This window comes from Turneriella parva DSM 21527 (assembly GCF_000266885.1).
Classification (GTDB): domain Bacteria; phylum Spirochaetota; class Leptospiria; order Turneriellales; family Turneriellaceae; genus Turneriella; species Turneriella parva.
The window spans coordinates 846,003-864,187 of sequence record NC_018020.1 but is presented as its reverse complement, the minus strand read 5'-3'; the positions used below and the strand labels follow the sequence as shown (position 1 = coordinate 864,187).

19 protein-coding genes are annotated in these 18,185 nt (G+C 55.1%); 14 read left to right on the top strand and 5 right to left on the bottom strand.

Features of this window, described 5'->3' with window-relative positions:
• Positions 1-47 precede the first annotated feature (47 nt).
• Positions 48-1,079, bottom strand: coding sequence for a zinc-dependent alcohol dehydrogenase (locus TURPA_RS04065; protein ID WP_014802013.1), 1,032 nt, complete (start codon positions 1,077-1,079; stop codon positions 48-50).
• 109 nt (positions 1,080-1,188) lie between these two features.
• Here TURPA_RS04065 and TURPA_RS04060 point away from each other — a divergent pair, with 109 nt between their 5' ends.
• The 5 genes from TURPA_RS04060 (at position 1,189) to TURPA_RS04040 (ending at position 5,170) form a co-directional block, all read left to right on the top strand.
• Positions 1,189-1,740, top strand: a complete 552-nt coding sequence (locus tag TURPA_RS04060) for a TetR/AcrR family transcriptional regulator (RefSeq protein ID WP_014802012.1) — start codon at positions 1,189-1,191, stop codon at positions 1,738-1,740.
• 238 nt (positions 1,741-1,978) lie between these two features.
• On the top strand, positions 1,979-3,358 hold the full coding sequence (locus TURPA_RS04055) for a hypothetical protein (protein WP_014802011.1): 1,380 nt from the start codon (positions 1,979-1,981) through the stop codon (positions 3,356-3,358).
• 77 nt (positions 3,359-3,435) lie between these two features.
• Positions 3,436-3,888 carry a GNAT family N-acetyltransferase gene (locus TURPA_RS04050; protein WP_157210390.1) on the top strand — a complete coding sequence of 151 codons (453 nt, stop codon included), beginning with the start codon at positions 3,436-3,438 and terminating at the stop codon, positions 3,886-3,888.
• A gap of 29 nt (positions 3,889-3,917) precedes the next feature.
• Positions 3,918-4,364, top strand: coding sequence for a hypothetical protein (locus TURPA_RS23325; RefSeq protein ID WP_014802009.1), 447 nt, complete (start codon positions 3,918-3,920; stop codon positions 4,362-4,364).
• Positions 4,365-4,369: 5 nt separating this feature from the next.
• Positions 4,370-5,170 (top strand): adenylate/guanylate cyclase domain-containing protein, encoded by an 801-nt coding sequence (locus tag TURPA_RS04040; RefSeq protein WP_014802008.1) that lies wholly within the window; start codon positions 4,370-4,372, stop codon positions 5,168-5,170.
• Positions 5,171-5,174: 4 nt separating this feature from the next.
• Here the strand turns inward: TURPA_RS04040 and TURPA_RS04035 are convergent, their stop codons facing one another.
• Genes TURPA_RS04035 through TURPA_RS04025 form a run of 3 tightly spaced genes read right to left on the bottom strand, consistent with a single transcriptional unit; the run spans position 5,175 to position 8,842 of the window.
• Entirely contained in the window at positions 5,175-6,041 is an 867-nt protein-coding gene (locus tag TURPA_RS04035) for an NmrA family NAD(P)-binding protein (RefSeq protein ID WP_014802007.1), read from the bottom strand.
• Positions 6,042-6,049: 8 nt separating this feature from the next.
• Positions 6,050-8,218 carry an SLC26A/SulP transporter family protein gene (locus tag TURPA_RS04030; protein WP_014802006.1) on the bottom strand — a complete coding sequence of 723 codons (2,169 nt, stop codon included), beginning with the start codon at positions 8,216-8,218 and terminating at the stop codon, positions 6,050-6,052.
• A gap of 45 nt (positions 8,219-8,263) precedes the next feature.
• A complete protein-coding gene (locus tag TURPA_RS04025) occupies positions 8,264-8,842 on the bottom strand; it encodes a hypothetical protein (RefSeq protein WP_014802005.1) in 579 nt (192 codons plus the stop codon).
• A 162-nt stretch (positions 8,843-9,004) separates the two neighbouring features.
• Between TURPA_RS04025 and TURPA_RS04020 the strand changes: the two genes are divergently transcribed.
• The 6 genes from TURPA_RS04020 (at position 9,005) to TURPA_RS03995 (ending at position 13,337) form a co-directional block, all read left to right on the top strand.
• On the top strand, positions 9,005-9,481 hold the full coding sequence (locus TURPA_RS04020; RefSeq protein ID WP_014802004.1) for a hypothetical protein: 477 nt from the start codon (positions 9,005-9,007) through the stop codon (positions 9,479-9,481).
• Between the two features lie 95 nt (positions 9,482-9,576).
• A complete protein-coding gene (locus TURPA_RS04015) occupies positions 9,577-10,575 on the top strand; it encodes an NAD-dependent epimerase/dehydratase family protein (protein ID WP_014802003.1) in 999 nt (332 codons plus the stop codon).
• Position 10,576: 1 nt separating this feature from the next.
• Positions 10,577-11,359 carry an SDR family NAD(P)-dependent oxidoreductase gene (locus tag TURPA_RS04010; RefSeq protein WP_014802002.1) on the top strand — a complete coding sequence of 261 codons (783 nt, stop codon included), beginning with the start codon at positions 10,577-10,579 and terminating at the stop codon, positions 11,357-11,359.
• A gap of 233 nt (positions 11,360-11,592) precedes the next feature.
• On the top strand, positions 11,593-12,069 hold the full coding sequence (locus tag TURPA_RS04005; RefSeq protein ID WP_014802001.1) for a rubrerythrin family protein: 477 nt from the start codon (positions 11,593-11,595) through the stop codon (positions 12,067-12,069).
• 30 nt (positions 12,070-12,099) lie between these two features.
• Complete coding sequence (locus tag TURPA_RS04000; protein ID WP_014802000.1) at positions 12,100-12,276, top strand: rubredoxin; 177 nt, start codon at positions 12,100-12,102, stop codon at positions 12,274-12,276.
• Between the two features lie 95 nt (positions 12,277-12,371).
• Complete coding sequence (locus TURPA_RS03995) at positions 12,372-13,337, top strand: NAD(P)/FAD-dependent oxidoreductase (protein ID WP_014801999.1); 966 nt, start codon at positions 12,372-12,374, stop codon at positions 13,335-13,337.
• A 5-nt stretch (positions 13,338-13,342) separates the two neighbouring features.
• Here TURPA_RS03995 and TURPA_RS21385 read toward each other — a convergent pair whose 3' ends face one another.
• Positions 13,343-15,652 (bottom strand): putative bifunctional diguanylate cyclase/phosphodiesterase, encoded by a 2,310-nt coding sequence (locus TURPA_RS21385; RefSeq protein WP_053332112.1) that lies wholly within the window; start codon positions 15,650-15,652, stop codon positions 13,343-13,345.
• A gap of 235 nt (positions 15,653-15,887) precedes the next feature.
• Between TURPA_RS21385 and TURPA_RS03985 the strand changes: the two genes are divergently transcribed.
• The 3 genes from TURPA_RS03985 to arsB all read left to right on the top strand — a co-directional run bounded on the left by TURPA_RS03985 (position 15,888) and on the right by arsB (position 18,185).
• Positions 15,888-16,484, top strand: coding sequence for a thioredoxin family protein (locus TURPA_RS03985; protein WP_014801997.1), 597 nt, complete (start codon positions 15,888-15,890; stop codon positions 16,482-16,484).
• 225 nt (positions 16,485-16,709) lie between these two features.
• Complete coding sequence (locus TURPA_RS03980) at positions 16,710-17,144, top strand: arsenate reductase ArsC (protein ID WP_014801996.1); 435 nt, start codon at positions 16,710-16,712, stop codon at positions 17,142-17,144.
• A complete protein-coding gene (arsB, locus tag TURPA_RS03975; protein WP_014801995.1) occupies positions 17,145-18,185 on the top strand; it encodes an ACR3 family arsenite efflux transporter in 1,041 nt (346 codons plus the stop codon). It begins immediately after the preceding gene.

Below are 18,185 nucleotides of genomic sequence, written 5' to 3'. Positions count from 1 at the left end.
AGACTCCCTATTGAATGGTATTTGTACACGGTCAATTGAATAGCAGATTAAGAATTCACCCCCCTCACCACCAACTTTCTTCCCGGTTGGGTCCACGCCTCGGCCGCATCTTTGAAGTCGACGATGCGGCTCGTGACGCGCGCGGGGTCGAATTTTTTCGCGGCGATCATTTGTAAAATCTCAGGCGTCTGCTCGCGCGCATGCGTGCGGCTGATCGTGAGATCGATGCCCTTCGTGTACATTTCGATATAGGGTATCGGCACGCTGTTGTCAAAAAAGATGCTCACCGAAATAGACTTGCCATAAGGCCGTGCGGATCGTAAGGCCATACGAAAGCCGTCGATCTGGCCCGAGCAATCGACCGTGACATCGAATTCGCCAGCGAGCCGCTGTGGGTATTTTTCGGCGTGCTCAACCGCTGCGCCGAGCGACGCGGCAAAGTCGCAGCGAGACTTGTCGGTATCGAAGTAGGTGATCTTGCCCGCACCCAAGGCTTGCGCTTCGAGTATCGCGTAGCAGGCGATGCTCTCGGCGACGCCACCGACGATCAGAATGTTGGCACCGGGCTGGGCCTTGAGGTATGGCGCAATAGTGCGGTACGCGTCGGTCATGTTGTCGCTGAGGCTCGCAACCGCAAGCGGGTCAATGCCCTGCGGAATTTTTTGCAGCATCGCGCTGGCATAGGGCACTTTCACGAGTTCTGCAATGCCGCCGCCGAATTGTACAGCCTCGCGGCCGAGGCCGAAGTTCGCGCCGAACGGTACCGTCGTGCATGCGGGTGAATGGTGAGAGCTGCAGGCAGCGCAGGTGCCGCAGGCAATTTGAAAATTGACCACGCAGGCGTCGCCGATTTGCAGATTTGAGATATCCTCACTGAGCGCGACAATTTCTGCCGTTATCTCATGCCCGATAGGGAAGGCGGGCCGAAACAGGGTGTGGCCCTGAATGATGGGCAGGTCGAGGTCGCAGCGCGCAATGGCGAGCGGGCGCACAATCGCCTGGCCTAAGCCGTCGATCTTGGGTGCGGGTACGTCACGCCATTCGAGTGTGTTTTTTTTGGCGAACCAGAGTTGTTGCATAAGAACCTCCTTTTGCTGCTTTTGGTTTACAGCAGCTCCTAAAAATAGACTGTGCGGTATATTTACCGAGGCGCAAATAGACGGGCAAGTCTATTTGTCAAACAGGTGTATGCCACGCAAACGTGATTACGAAATTTTCTCGCCCGAACGCTTGAAATCCGCAGCGGCGCTGCTCTTTTACCAACGCGGCTACGCAGTCGGCCTGCAGGAAATACTCGATGCCGCGGGCATTTACAAGGCGACGTTCTACCGCTATTATGAATCAAAAGAAGACCTGGCAGTCGAATACGTGCAGGCGAAAAAGGCAGAGCTGATCGAAGTGCTGCAAGCGTTGATGCAGAAACGCCCTCAGCCCGAAGAATTTTTTGCTACCTGGGCGAAACTTTTGGCCCGCGGCGCTGAAGCCGGCGATTTCTATGGCTGCCCGTTCTCGAACCTGTTTGCGCAGACCTTGCACGAATCTCCCCGCCTGCGCGGCGAGTTGCGCGGCGCGGTCGAAGAAATCATCAACGTAATGGCCGCTTTTCTCGGTGACGCGCAGCGCGCGCAGACGGCATTCACCTACTACGAGGGCACAATGACGATGTACAATCTCACCGGTGACAAACGGGTGTTTGCGCGGCTGGCTGAAGATATGCGGGTCATGCTTTGCAAACGTTAGCAATCGCAAACTGACACTATTTTGCGAAACAGCATGCACCATACTGCTGCACAAAAGCATCGGTATTTCGGGGAATCTGCGGGCGGGGCAGGGGGAACGAAAAGAGCTCCGGGAGCTGGAAAAGGCATGTGAAGACTTGCCTTCGACACACCGGAGAGGATAAAACCATCTGTTTACAGAAGCGTCAAAATCATGCTTGCGCTCATAACTGCCGTAATCGGTTACTGCATTTATCGCCATGCTCAATGAGATTCAGAATCACCTCGCGCAAGTTGACTTTTGGTATTGGTTTGCCCTCGGGGCAGTGCTGCTGCTCAAGGCGATCTTTCGCGCCAAAGTTCCCTGGTGGCTGGTGCTCGGTCTGCTCGGCTTCTACGGCGGTTTAACTTACCTCACTTTCAATGGTGAAGCACTGGCTTCGGGAGTCGCCATGCTGCTGCTGGGTGCCGCCTATCTTTTCGGATGGCCGTTCTTGTGGTTGCTCTTCTTTGTTCGGCATGACCCCCATTACGACAACCTACGGGCCAAAACGCAAGAACAGATCGAGAGGGCCCGCGTAGCCCTACGAAATTCGTTCGAAGTTTTTCCACTTGAGGGTAGCTTCTTTCGCGTGCGCATTTTGCGCGAGGGAATCGCGGCGCTGAACCTCATCGACGAAGATGGCAAGAAAATCTTCAACACCCACCCGATAACTTTTGAAAGTAGAAAAGGCAAGGCCTATGGCGAAATTCTCATTCGCGGTTATTGGGATTGTAACAAGTGCAACAATCGGCTGATCAGCGGGGTCATGACGCAATGCAATCGCTGTGGCGCAGCTATAGAAAAGGGTGTCCCTTATTATACGCCGAAGGACGACAAACCGTTTATCGCCTTCACACGCGCGCAGGCGTTCGAGCTCGCTAGGCACCCCGAATGGGTCTGCGAAAAATGCAGCCGGCTCAACCGTCATCTGCTGAAGAGTTGTCAAGGTTGTGGTGCGCAGAAACCGCGCAACCCGCGCTACGCTGAGGGTGTCGCGCATATGGATGCGGCGCTCGCCGCCCGCTGGAATTCTCTTTGGAAGCTCGAAGACTTTTTGCAATCGATACCGTTCGATACAATGGCGCGTAGCAAGAACTCATTTTATCTATGGGCCAAAATTCTGATCGTGGCATTCATCGCGCTCGTCGTCTGGTGGTCGGCAAAAATATTGGGCTGGCATTTGCCTCAGATCGCAGGCCTGCCAGAAGCTCCCGCCAGCGATCTTTTGGCTTATGATAATTTGACTACAGGTAACATCGTTGCCTCGCTGGTGATTCTGGGGTTATTCTGGCTTTACTTTGAATGGCTCTTTCTCACTGCACCGATAACCAGACTGGCAAAGGCGATTCATCTGCCGCGTATCGTTTGCAGTCTGCTACTCTTTGCGGTCTACTGGTTTTCCCATGTCTTGACACCGCCCTTCGGCCTCGTCTGGTACCCGGTTCTGTGGTGGTTTTACAATGCACAAGTGTGGCGCTATGTGAAAGAAAAAGCGGGCAGCACCCAGAGCCTGTCTGACAAATGGGTGGATTTTTTTCTCGCCTGGTGGTTTTATCCTCTGCTCAGACTTTCAGGCCACGCCAAAAAGCCAGTTTAGCGCAAAGGGTATTGAATCGGCTTTACGCGCAAAATATCATGGTGCGCCATACCGGTAATGAGGAAAATTCAATTTCTATGAAATTACAAGTCAGGCAGTTGCAGGCGAATGACTTCATCCGCTGGTTACCCCTCTGGCGGGGATACCTGACTTTTTATGAAAGCACGCTGACCGAACAAACCACACAAACCACATGGCAGCGCCTCACTGACTCGCAAGAACCCATGTTTGCCCTCGGGGCCTTTACCGAATCGGGCGAGCTGCTCGGCATCGTGCACTGCATCTACCACCGCTCATGCTGGACGATCGGCGACTATTGTTATCTGCAAGACCTGTTCACGTCTGAAGCGGCTCGCGGTCAGGGCGTTGCCACTGCGCTCATCGAAGCTGTTTATGCGCGAGCGAAGGCCGATGGCGCTTCGCGTGTGCACTGGTTGACGCACGAAACCAACGCTGTCGCACAGAAGCTCTATGAAAAGCTTGCCGCACGATCGGGGTTTATTCAATACCGAAAAATTTTGCGTTTGTGAAGAGAGAGAATAAGCGCCAGCCGCATAATATGAATTCAGCCGATCGGGTCTTGCGCCAGCGCGAGCGCTCAGGTCTTATGGTCAGCATGGCGTTCGGTATTATCATGGCGGCCGGTCTCGCGTTGGGCCATCTCTCCACACACCATTCAGAGCTCGAAGTGCTGTGGGTCGCGCTTGCTTCGGGCGGTATCACGCTCTATTTGCTCGTGCTGTTCTGGTACGTCTATCATGACCGCTATCTGACAACGATGGGATATCTCAGCCAACTGCCATCCGTTTTCATATTGATTTTTCTCCCTTACACATGGTACACTTCGGTGGGCGGGTACGAACTGGTGCCTGCGAGTTATCTCATGAAGACCAGTCTGCCAGTCTGGGCGTACCTCATGATTTTAATCAGCGGCCTCGCTCTTCGCCCTGCGTATCCATTGATTCTCGCCGCTGCATTTTTTCGATATGGGCGGTTTTGTTTCTGATAGTTATGCGCGACCCCCGAACGGTCATCACCTCTGACTTTGTGCAGAACGCGTTTTCCGCTGCCATCATACCGGGGTATGTCAACTTTTATCCATTCGGATCTTTACTGATCGGCGGCCTGCTCGCGTGGATAACGCACTCTTACCGAAAATCGATCTACCAGGCGGCTCAGCTTGAAGTTGCCAGCACCGAGCTCGGGCGCTATTTTTCACCCTCAGTGCGCGACACGATTGTGTCGCAGCAGGTGAGCTTCGGGGGTGTTCGGGTTGAAGCGGCTGTGCTCTTCTCAGATATTCGCGGTTTCACGAGCATGAGCGAAAAGCTGACAGCTGAAGAAACAGTTGCGTTTCTGCGCGCGTACCACGAACGCATGGTTGAGGTCATCTACCGTAACGGCGGCACAGTCGATAAGTTCATCGGCGACGGAATCATGGTGACTTTTGGCACTCCTCAACCCCGCTCAGACGACGCAGAACGCGCGGTGCGGTGCGCCATCGAGATGCTGGCAACGCTCGACGCAATGAATGCGCAGGGCAAGACGCCAGTCGCGATGGGCATCGGCATCGATTTTGGTCACGTCATTGCGGGCAACATCGGGTCGGCGAGCCGGCTGGAGTACACGGTGATCGGCGACACTGTGAACACGGCAAGCCGCATCGAAAGCGCGACCAAAGAATATGGCAAGAGTATCCTTTTTTCTGAGGCCGTGAGAAGTCGTCTACCCGCACATATGCATACCGTCGAAGTCGCCGAAGTTCACCTAAGGGGCAAAGCGATAGGGACAAAACTCTATTCTGTCAGCTAAAGCGCTAAACCAGCAGGCTCTTGTTTTGTGTGATAAATTCGGCGAAGCTTCTGGCGCGCCTGCCTGAAATGGTCTCGACCCATCGAGTGGTCTCTGGCTCTTTCTGAAATCTTGGCAGATAGTGAAGCATAATCATCACGAGAATGAGCATTCGCGGCACTCGCTCTTTGCGCTTGCTGCAGTAAAATGCAAAGGGGTTCGGCGATTCAAAATGAATCGTTCTCTCGAGTTGTCTGCTGAGAATATCTGTCATCTCCCGAAAGTTCAGTTTTTCATCGTTTGTCAGGTCATAAGCCTTGTTGATATGCGCCGTTGAATTTGCCAATATGGCGGCTGCCACCCGACCAATATCTGCCACATCGATCAGCGTGAATTTCGCGTCGCCTGCAGGCAGATACACCCGGCGTTTCTTTACGATGTCATCTCGTAAGGTCGTGGTAAAATTCTGCATGAAATATGCCGGCCTCAGAAAAGTATGGGCAATCTGGCTTTCGACAATCAACTTCTCGATCTTGTGATGCGGTATGATTCGGCTTTTTTCGACACCCTGAACCGACAAGAACACGATATGTTTTACGCCGGCCGCTTTACATTCACGAATTAAAGGCTTGAAATAGGTCTTCACATCTGAAATTTGCGGGGGCCTCAGCAAAAATAGAATATCGCAGCCTTGCAGCGCCGACCCGAATGAGTTTACATTCTCGAAATCGAATCGGGCAATCTGTATATTGTGGCCGGGTAGTTGCGTCGCGCCTGTTTGTTGATCGCGCACGCCGGCAATTATCTGCAATTCATGTTTGATGCCACTGAGTGCTTTGAGCACTTCGAGCCCCACGTTTCCCGTCGCGCCTGTAATCAGAACCTTCGCCATGTATTTGCTCAAATATCTGACTGTAGTTCGTGGTGCGACTGCCTCAGCCTGTGTGCAAGAATGCGTGCGAGGTTGCGGTAAAATATTTCGCCGAATTTGTGGTGTTTTGCGCAGAAATTTTCAAAATCAGCGCGGCTCAGCGCATGGAGCGTTGTACCCGCAGCTGCAATTGCGTCGGCAGAACGCTCTTCGCTGTCGAGAAATGCCATGTCGCCGAAAAAGTCACCCTGCGCAAACGTACTGAGTTTGCGTGCCGGGCCGTCGTGAGCCGGCAGAACAATATCGACGACCCCGTGCCCGATAAAGTAGAGCTCTTCACTGTGGCTGCCTTGAGAAAATACCTGTTGCGCTGATTCGTATTTCTGCGTCTTTACGATGTTTTGCAGCTCGCTGATCGCGTGTACTTCACAACCTGAAAAAATATCCATTTCGCCGAGAGCAAACGTCAGTTTCTTGTGAATACCCTGGCCGTGTTCGCTGAGTATTTTCTCTTCGAGATACATGAGCGAGGTATTCGCATCGGGAAAAATGCGCCAGTGCGGCTCTTTATGCGCCACAGCCGCGTGGCTCAGGTAACCTTCGAAATCCACACCGCGCGTCAGCTCACCGACAAGAGAACAGAGCAGCAATTCACCGCCCTGTTTGTGCACGACGCTATCAAGTAGTTCAAGCATGTGCACTGCGGTAAAGTCGATCGAGTGCACTTCTTTGAACGACAGCACCACGTTGCGGCTGGTCTTGAGTTCTGCTTCGATATCGCGGTAGAGCTGGTCGGTGGTACCGAAAAAAAGATTACCCCCGAGTGAATAGATGATGGTCTCGTGCCCGTGATCGCGCAGCACCTGCATCTCATCAGGCATGCGGCTCTTGTTCGAGAACTTGCGGTCGCCGCGGGTTTTGCTGCGAATCACCGTGTCGCGAATCTGGTTACGCACAAAGAGCAAAATCGAAAGCGCGATACCGGCACCTGCCGCGACAATGAGATTATACGTGATGCCCGTAATAATCACAAGCATCGCCACGGCAAAATCGAGCCGCGTGCTGCGCTTCTTGAGCAGTTGAAAGATACTCGTGTCAAACAGCCGAATCGAGCTCGCGACCAGAAGGCCTGCAAGCGCAGCGATCGGTATGTATGCGGCATAATCTGAAAGAAAAAGCAGGATCACCATGGCGAAAATGCCCGAATAGACCACCGACGACCAATGGCTGGCACCCGAGTTCATGTTGATGAGCGAAGAGTTGGCAGAGCCAGAACCAGGCATACCTCCCACTAATGATGAAACAGTGTTGGCCACACCGAGCCCCCTGAGCACCTTATCGCTGTCGGCGCGCACGTGCTTTAAGTTATCGAGAATCACCATCGTCTTCAGCGTATCGACCGAGAGAATCATCGCCAGCATCGCACCCGAGGCGAATATTTTTGGCCAGATTGCGGGGGAGATAGAGGCGATTAACTGCCATGGCGGCAGATTGATTATTTGCCCATCGGTTCTGATGCGGCCCACGAGGTAGGGGCTATTCGCCGTATCGAAGAGTGAACCGTCGGTGAGACCAATCAGAGCAAACGTCACCATGCCTCCACTCAGCGCAATGATCGGCGCCGGCACACGCTTCGATATTTTTGCCGCCAGGAAAACCATGGCGACGGTGACAACCAGCACCGGCAGGTTCACCCAGTGAAAAATCTGCCAGGAAAACTCTGACCAGCGCGAAATATGCAGTTCGGGAAAAGCACGTGCGATCTGCCCGAAGAAGATGATAACCGCGACGGCACTGAGATAGCCTGCAATCACCGGGTATGGCACAAACTTGATGAGCCTGCCACCCTTGAAGAGCGCGAGCAGCAGCTGCAGCAAACCTGCGGTGATGCCCGTCAGCAAAAGAATGAGCAGCAGTTGTTCGCGCGAAAGTCCTGTGAACTGGCCTTTGAGCTGAATTATCATCGCGGCGAGGTATGCTGTCGCTGCCGCCGAGGGGGTGCTGATCAGAATGGGGTTGCGACCGACAGAACCATTGACGATGCCCAGCACGATGACGCCGAGAATGCCCGCAATCGCACCGGCACCTGAAAGCGATGGGTCTATCGCTACATAAACGGTGACGCCAAACGCGATCGCCTGCGGCAGAGCCACCAGCGCTGCCGAAAAGCCACCGAGTATATTTTTGATACCAGGCATTTGGGTCACTGTGGTAACCGCGAAGGGTTACCGCAGAACTGAAAGTTAGAAACGGAAATCGACGCCGACTTCGAGTAGGGTGATGCCGTAACCGATTTTGCCGCGCAGGGCGATCGTGTCGTTAATAAAGTAGCGCGCGAGACCGAAGATGCCCCATGCGATGCCGCTGCCCGAGGCAGAAGCAAAGCCGACGCCAGAGACGTTCGTCTCGACTGACGAGTTCACCACATAGTAGCCGAGTGAAATGCCCACACCAAGGTCAAGGTTCGACACTTTCATCGGCAGGTGAAAAGCACCAGAAACTACGATGGGCACGATCGAGTAGCTGTATTTTACCGTGCTACCGCCCGCGTTGAGAGATTCGCTGTAGCCCCAATAGCCAATTGTGCCGCCGATGCCGATTTCATTGGTCAGCGCGTACTCTGCGTTCGCCATGAGCGCGGCGCCGCCGAGATAACCGAGACCCGAACCCAGGCCGATGCCGCCACCCAGGTAAAGCGCACCCTGGCGAAAAGCGCTGCCACTTGGCGGTGCGCTGCTTGTCAGCTTTTTGGCGCCAAAAATGGCGCTCTGGCCCAGCATCGAGGCCGCAATGGTGAGAATGAGAATTTTCTTAACAGACATGTAGACTCCTTATTTGTCGATAGGCCGAAGCGCAGACTCTATACCGAATGTACACGAGAATACGCGGCGATTCACCGCCGACTTTCACAAATTTGCTATTGACCGTATGGCGGCCCCATTGCCAGATTGCCGCAAACGAACACCATGTTTTAATGAGATTCAATGAGAAAATTTATCATGCTCTGTCTTGCGCTCGCTCTTGCGGGTACGGTCAGCGCCAAAAAGTACCCCCACCCAGACTCTGGCGTGGTCGTCGACATTCCCGGTAGCTGGGATGTCTCAGGCGATGCCAATTCGCTACATGCGCAGACCAAAGACGGTCACGCCCATATGTTCTTTCAGGTTATGGACGCAGACAATATGGAAGCGGCCCTCAGCGCACTCGACGGTGAACTCAACAAAGTTGTTCAGAACCTGTCGCACGACGAAGCTAAACAAACAAAAATTAACGGCATGAAGGCGTTGTCAATCGACGGCAAAGGCACTGTCGAAGGGCACAATGTCGAACTCGGTATTCTGGTCATTCAGACTCCCAAGAACAAAGAACTGCTGGTTTTCGGTATGGTCTCAGAAGAAGGCCTCAAGAAATACCAGAAGGGTCTGACGCGCATTCTGCGCGGCATTAAGCCGTTGAAATAAATCGCACCTGCGCCGATTCAGATTGAGAAAATCTGCATCGGCGTGTACCCTTACCATTTCGATTTTCTGCCTGTCTGCTATGCGCGGTATTGCGCATGCGTTTTCAAAACAGTAAGATTCTGGTCACCGGGGCTGCTGGCTTCATTGGCCGCAAGCTCGTCGAACAGCTCGTCGCTGAAGGGGCAAAGGTTACCGCGGTTGATCTGCCGGGTGTTGCTTTTCCGCAATGGAGTAGCGTTACCTGCGTGAACTCTGATCTGGGCGATGCAGCTGAACTGAAAAAACTCTGCTCACAGAAAGACTTCATCTTTCATCTCGCTTTTCCCGTCTCTGACTGGGAAAAAGAGGAAAAGTTTCAGCAGGCGCTGAAGCACAGTGAAGAGATCTGTCGCCTTGCCGCCGTCGCGGGCACGCGGCTCGTGATTACCACGTCAGTGGTCGTGTACGCAGACCAGATCGGCAAAGGCCCCATTACCGAAGAAACTCCTTATGGTAAAGCCAACGGCCACTACATGGCATACAAACAGAAACAAGAACGCATCGCGCTGCAGTACGCGCACGAGCATAAAGCTGACATTCGCATCGTGCGCCCGGCCAATGTCTACGGTGCCGGTTCGAAACCGTGGGTCGTTGAAGTGGCGCGTGTGCTCGCGAAGGGTGTGCCGGGTCTCATCGACGGCGGTAAGGGTCGCGCAGGCCTCGTGCTCGTTGACAATGTCGTCGAGGTGTTGCTGCTCACGGCAAAGGCGGATATACCCCGCGGCGAAATCTTTCTCGCAGTCGACGACAACACCGTGACCTGGCATGACTATTTCAGCTCGATCGCCGACTTCATCAAAGCAGACGCTCCCAAAAGTATACCGCGTTTTCTCGCAGAGATCGCAGCAACCGGTGGCGAGCTGACGTGGAAAACGCTCGGGCTTGCAGGTCGCCCGCCGCTCACGCGCCAGGCGCTCATGCTTGTCGGTGCCGACAACGATTTCAAAAACGAAAAGATCAAACGCGTGCTCGGCTTCGCCCCCGTGAAGACGCACGAGCAGGGCCTGTGGGAGATCGCGGCGTATCTCGCGAAAAACACATGGCAAGAGAAATAGCATGAACGACAAACCATTTGCTCTTGTCACCGGTGCCTCTGCCGGCCTCGGCAAAGAATTCGCGCTGCAGCTCGCCGAACGGTATAACCTCGTACTCGTCGCCCGGCGCGCTGACCTTTTGCAAGACCTGGCGCACCAGTGCGCAGGCCGCGGTGCTGAATGCGAAACCATGACCGCCGACCTGCTCAACGCAGAAGACGTGGCGCGCGTTGAAGAACGCGTTGCAAAGCCCGACATCGCATTACTCGTGAATAACGCAGGTTTTGGTACGTACGGCGCCTTCGCCGACCTGCCACGCCAGGGTGAAGCCGACCAGGTGCAGCTGAATATTCACACTGTCGTGCGGCTGACGCATGCGGCGCTCGGCACCATGACGCAGCGCGGTAACGGCAGCATCATCAACGTTGCCTCTGTGGCCGGCTATCAACCCGCACCCTACTCGGCGACGTATTCTGCCACCAAGACTTTCGTGCGCTACTTCACCGAAGCCATCGCCGAAGAAGTGCGGCCCAAGGGTGTCTACATGCAGGTGCTCTGCCCCGGCTTCACGCACACCGAGTTTCACGAGAAGGCTGATATTGCAAAAGGGGGAATTCCCGCTTTTCTGTGGATGGAATCGAGTGAAGTGGTGCGCGACTCACTCGCGGCTATGGAACCCCGCGAAACAGTCTGTGTGCCAGGGGCTGTGAATAAAGCCATCACCGCTGTGGGCGGGGCCGCGCCGAATGCCGTCAGCGCAAAGCTCGCAGCGTTTGTCATGCGCTCAACCATGGGCCTTCGCTAAAGCCGCTTAAAAAATTCATCCGCGCGATTTCGGCCGAAATCGCGCCGCAGCACGGCAACCCATAACCTATTTTCGCGCGGCGTCGATGCTGAGTGTGCCGCATTTCGGTGAATATTACCCGAATCCGCAGTTCAGCCGAAACTAAACAAAAATTAGACGAAGTCTAAATAAGGTATATATTAGACTTAGTCTAATATATAATCCGGCTCTGGCTGGGTTAATAGGGAGGAAAAATGACAAAACAAGAATCAGTGACCGTGAAAAACCTCGAGGCGGCTTTCGCCGGTGAATCGATGGCACACATGAAGTACCTGCACTTCGCGCGCATCTGCCGCGAGCAGGGCGACGAGGCGACCGCGAAGGTGTTCGAAGAAACTGCGGCGCAAGAGATACAGCATGCGCTCGGCCATGCGGAGCTGCTTTTCCCACGTGAAAAGCTCGGCGTGAAAGAGGTACTCCGCTATGCGATCGAGGGTGAGACGTACGAGTACACCGAGATGTACCCGAAGTTTCGCCACGCAGCAGTGGAAGAGGGCAACAGCGCGGCGGCTGCCGAATTCGACGAACAGATCGGCGAGTCGAAAGACCATGCGGGTCTCTTCAAGCGCACACTCGAAATTGCCGCAAAACGTTTCGCTGCTCTGGCGAAGGTTGAAGAGAAACACGCGAAGCGCTACGAAACGACGTTGAGTGCAGTGGCGGCGAAATAGCCACCGCAATGAATAGATAAGGAGAAGAAAATGCGTAAGTTCAAATGTGTTGTTTGCGGCTTCGTTTACGACGAAGCACAGGGTTTGCCCGAAGACGGTATCAAGCCCGGCACCCGCTGGGAAGACATTCCCGAAGATTGGGAATGCCCCGACTGCGGTGTGAGCAAAGCTGACTTTGAAATGGTTGAATTGGTTGAACGAGCTTAGTGAGGCGAAAGCCTCACTAAGCACGCGCAGACAAGGGGAGCACCCTTCGACGAGCTCAGGGTGACAAGAGTCTGAATATATCGAGGAGAGCAAACATGAGTAACGTAGTCATCATCGGTTCGGGCATGGCAGGCATTGGCCTGGCGGAGCTTTTGGCGCAAGACAGCAAATTTTCCGTCACGGTGGTCTCGGGTGAGACATCGGGGTATTACTCGCGCCCGCTCTTGTCGCATGCCTTCGCGTCAGAAGAAGTCTTCGGGCGCACCGTGCTCAGCGACGTCGCAAGCCTGCAGCAAAAGTTTCGCTTCATCGCCGGCAAGACTGTCACGCAGATTCTGCCCGAGGCAAAGCAGGTTCTGTTTGAGGGCGGCAAAAAAATCGACTACGATCTACTGGTGCTGGCGACCGGCTCTGAGGCGTTTGTGCCGCCGCCGTGGCTGCCCTACCAGCAGAACTTTCTGACCCTCAACCGCTACGATGACGCGGTCGCGATCAGAAAACTCCGCGACAGCGGCGCGCGCCGCTGGGCAATCGTCGGCGGGGGACTCATTGGCTGCGAGATCGCCTCAGACCTGGCGAAAGCGGGCGACGAAGTGGTACTGGTGCATGCCGTCGCCCGGCTGATGGAGCGCATCTTTAGCCCCGAAGATTCTGCGCGGCTTGCCGAACATCTGCAGCAGCAGAAGATCAAAGTTATGCTGAATACCATGGTGACTACGTTTACCCGCGAGAACGGTCGTACGCTGCTGAGCCACGCGGATGGCGACATCGAGGTTGATGCGGCAATTGTCGCCGTCGGCTTTCGACCGCGCACGGCACTCGCCGCAGCTGCCGGCCTCAAAGTGAACCGGGGCATTGTCACTGACGAAAAATTTCAGACCTCGGTTGCCGGTATCTACGCGATCGGTGATGGCGCCGAAGTCGACGGCAACCTCTTCCCGTTTGTCGCTCCCATCAGGGCGCAGGTGAAGCACCTCGCGGGTTTACTGTTGGGTACCGTTTCGGGCGGGTGGTCAGCGCCCGCGGTCAAAGTTCGGGTCAAGGTGCATGGTTTCGCGTGACAGGGTTATGCGGCGAATTTTCTTTCAAACTCGGTGACTGGCACCGGTTCGCTGAAGAAAAAGCCCTGGTAGGCGGGGCAGCCATGTTTAACGAGAAAATCCAACTGTTGCTCGGTTTCTACCCCCTCAGCGACGACTTCGAGATTGAGGTTTTGCGCCATGCCGATGATTGTCTGCACGAGCACCGCGTCGTTCTGGTCAGTCGTGATATCGCGCACAAAAGATTGGTCTATTTTGAGTTCGTTCAGGGGTAGCCGCTTCAAGTAGGCGAGCGATGATTGGCCCGTGCCGAAATCATCGAGTGCGATCGCAAGGCCGAGTTCGCGCAACGCAAGCATTTTCGCGACCGTCTCGTCGACTGAATCGAGTGCGAGGCTTTCGGTCAGCTCGAGTTTTATGAGCTTCGGGTTTGCGCCTGTCTGTTGCAGCAGCCTGCGCACCCGGTCGACAAAATCAGCCTGCCTGAACTGCCGCGCGCTGACATTGACTGCCAGAGTCAGAGCGCGGGTTATTGCACCGCCCGCCCACTTCGTCAGCAGCAGGCACGCCTGTTCGAAGACCCAGACGCCGATATCATGTATCGCGCCCGTGTGTTCGGCGGCGGTGATAAAATAACCCGGATAAACCAGACCCCGTTCAGGGTGGTGCCAGCGCAGCAGCACCTCGGCGCCGGTGACGCGACGGTCAGAGGCAAGCTGCGGCTGCAGATAAATTTCAAACTGGCGGCCCGCAAGCGCCTGTTTTAGGTCAGATTCGAGTGCGAGCCTTTCACCGAGCAGCTTCTGCATCTGCGGATCGAAAAAGCGAAACAGATTACGTCCGTCGGCTTTCGCCTGGTACATTGCCATGTCGGCACGGCGCAGCAGTTCGTCGACGCTGACGATGTGTCCCGAAAACATCGCCACCCCGATGCTGCAGGTGTTCTCATAGTCAGTCATCGTGCGAAACGTCAGCGTCACCGGCTCGCTCAGTTTCTGCAAAATGCGCTGGCAGAGGTCTGCTGCTTCTTCTGCCGCTTTTTCGGCCTGTGCAGGCAGCTCGCCCAATATCACAATGAATTCATCGCCGCCGAGCCGGGCGACGGTATCACCCTCACGCACACACAGTGTCAGCCGGCGCGCGTGCTCAATCAGTAACTGGTCGCCCGCCTCGTGGCCTTTCGTATCGTTCAGGTTCTTGAAATGATCGAGATCGATAAAGAGTAACGCGCCGTGCTGCCCCGTGCGGGTGCTCAGCGCACGCGCCTGTTCAAGACGGTCGAGCAGCAGTCGCCGGTTCGGCAGCGCCGTCAGCGGATCGTAAAAAGCGAGGTTTTCTACCTGCTCTTCGGCAGCCTTTCGCTCTGTTATATCGGTCACGGCACCCATGAGTTTCGTCACAGCTTCGCCTTTCGCATCGTAAACCGGCCTGATGCGGTCTCGCAGCCAGATGACCAAACCCGTTGCGCTGATGATACGGTATTCAGTGACGACAGTTTCGCCAGCCAGCAGCTTCGGCGTCACATGTTCGAGTCTCTGGCGGTCGTCAGGGTGAACCACCGCGAGCCAGCCCCCTTTTTTGCGCAGCGCGTCGAGCGTGTAACCGGTAGTGCGCTCGAAAGAGCCGGCAAAAACTTCGGGCATAAGCCCCGGCACACCGAGGTTGATCTGGTAAACATAGTCTGATGAAAGTTCGGTGAAGAGTTTTAGCAGCCGTTCGTTTTCTTCGCTGCGCCGGCGGCTTGTCTCAAGCACCGTGACAACGTAAGAGAGCGTTGCGGCGATGAGGCCGTTGAGCAGCAAGAAGCCGACCGCGGCATTTAGCCAGAGGCCACGCAGCGAAAATCCGTCGGGCAGCAAAACTTTGTTCGCCTGCGGATGCTGGTATGCAAGTTCCCCTGCGATCAGAAAGCCCGCAAAACAAATCGCCAGGGCAGGCAGCGTGCGCATGAAGCGAAAATAAATGGCCGAAAAAACCAACCCGGTGACGAGCACGAGCTGCGTAATGGTGCGCGGCTCGGGCAGATACATCTGTGCGACGCACCCGAGGGTGAGCAGACCGTACGAGACAACAAAAGCCAGTCTGTTTGCCGTGAATCTGAAAATTAAACCTACGCCAGATGCTAACGCGAGAGAGATGAGCGCGGCGTCTACCCCGCCGAACGCAAGACCGAGCACCTGCGAGCGCAGCAAAAAGAATATAGATGCGCCAACGACCCCAAAAATCGCGCCACCGCGGGCGAGACGCATTTCCCAGCTGGTTTCAGTCATGCGCGAATGTGAATCCAGTTTCGTCATGTCGATTATAGGCAGAAAATCAACTCTGCGCTTTATCACCGCCCGACGCTGACAAGCGCTTTGCGGGTTTCGCCATTATGAAAAGCCGGGAAGTTTCTGTGCGGTCTACCTGTCTCTTAGGGGCACCTCGGCGGCTGGCCGATATATCGGGACTAAATTTTCGCAGTTCATCTGTATTTGGGGCAAGACAGGCGAAGTATTATCCCATAGACGCGATCGCGACGATCGGGGAAAAACTCCTTTTCGGCCCAGGGCAAGCGGAGATCGCGAAGGTATGCCAACAATACGATGGCTCCATGACTACACAGAAGCACTCGCCGAAGCCGAACGCTCGCGAAAACCGATCGTACTCCAGTTCATCCGCGAGAACTGCGCGGGCTGCAGCAAGATGGACCACCTCGTGTTTTCCGATGCCCCAACCGTCACGATGTTGGGTGAACAGTTCGTGCCACTGAGACAGAACATCCTGACCGACCGCGCAGTGCGTTCGCGCTACGCCGCACTCTGGACCCCGTCATTTTATTTTCTCAACACTGACGGCAAACTGCTCTGGTTTTCCGAAGGCCCGCTCGACACTGCGGATTTCAGAACGGTCTGCGCCCTGGGTCGTTCGCGCTACCTGTTGCACAAGGGCCGTTACGAAGAAGTCATCGATTTCATCGATGCCCGCTTTGCAGCGCGCGAGAATGACCCGCGCGGCCCGCAGCTGATTTTTACCCGCGGCATGGCGTACTACCTGCGCTTCGGCGACAAGGACGCATTCCACGCGGCGATGGAAGAGATTGTCGAGCGCTACCCGCACAGCCCCGAGGCGCGCATGTGGCCCTGGGAAGGGCAATACCCGCTGCCGCCGGGCTATGAAAATCCATAGCGGGTGGTGAAATTCTTACCCCAATCTGCCTGCTATGGAATTCCACAGCAGGGGTCCACAATCCGGCTGGCCGTCTCGACAACGCCCCATCACCCTGCTATGGAAAGCCATAGGAAAGCGCGAAAGCCTTACCCGGCCCACCACCCTGACTAACTATTCAAGCCAACTCTCATATATCGTATATTTACGATATACAATATAACTCCGCCGTCTGAAGCGCCGCTCATGAAGAAGATTCTTGTTTTGTGCACCGGCAATAGCTGCCGCAGCCAGATCGCGCATGGGTACCTCGAGCACTTCGCGAAGGGTAAAGCTGAAATTTACAGCGCGGGCGTCGAGACGCACGGCGTGAACCCGCGCGCGATCGCGACGATGAAGGCCGACGGCATTGACATCTCGCACCACACCTCGAACAATGTGAATGAATACATGGGTTCGACAGGCTCACCACAGGCTTTCGATTTTGATCTCATCATCACGGTGTGCGATAATGCGAAAGAGCGCTGCCCTGTTTTCCCCTCGAAGGCGCAGAAGTTCCACCACAACTTTCCCGACCCGGCAAAGGCGACAGGCACCGAAGAGCAGATCACCGCAGAATTCGCGCGCGTGCGGCAGATGATCAAAGAATATTGCGAAAACTTCGTGAAGCAGAATCTCTAAATGACAGGCAAGCGACTTTCTTTTCTCGACCGCTACCTCACGCTGTGGATTTTCCTCGCGATGGGTATCGGCGTCGGTATCGGTTACTTTTTCCCCGATGCTCCCAAAGCGCTGGGAGCTTTCCAGAGCGGTTCGACAAACTACCTGATTGCAGCGGGCCTCATTCTCATGATGTACCCACCGCTTGCAAAAGTAAAGACAGACAAATTATCTGAGGTATTCCGGAACCGCAAGGTGCTCGCGCTCTCGCTGGTGCAGAACTGGTTGATGGGGCCGATACTCATGTTCGCGCTCGCGGTCATATTTTTGCCCGACAAACCCGAATACATGACGGGGCTGATCCTCATTGGCATTGCCCGTTGCATTGCGATGGTGATTGTGTGGAACGATCTCGCGCGCGGCGACAACGAATACGTTGCGGGCCTCGTTGCCTTCAACAGCGTCTTCCAGATTCTTTTCTACAGCGTCTATGCGTATGTGTTCGTGACCGTACTGCCGCCGCTCTTTGGCCTCAAGGCAGCCTCTGTCGACATCACCATGCGACAAATTGCGGAGAGCGTGCTCATCTACCTCGGCATTCCATTTGCGGCCGGCGTCGCAAGCCGCAAGGTTTTGATTCGCCTCAAGGGTAAAGAATGGTTTGAACAGGTATACCTGCCGAAGGTAAGCCCGGTAACACTCGTGGCACTGCTTTTCACGATCGTCGTCATGTTCAGCTATAAGGGCGAACTGATTGTACGCATTCCGGCGGATGTACTGCGTATCGCGCTGCCGCTCCTCATCTATTTCGGTATCATGTTCTTCAGCGCATTTTTCCTCGCCCGCCGTGCAGAGGTGGACTATGAAAAATCAGTCTCGCTTGCGTTCACGGCGGCCGGCAACAATTTTGAACTCGGTATCGCGGTGGCGATCGCGGTCTTCGGTATAAACTCAGGTGCCGCGTTCGCCGCGGTGATCGGTCCGCTGATCGAGGTACCGGCGCTGATTCTCCTGGTGGGTTTCGCGCTGCGCTACAAGAAGCGCTTGGAAGGGGCCGCATAG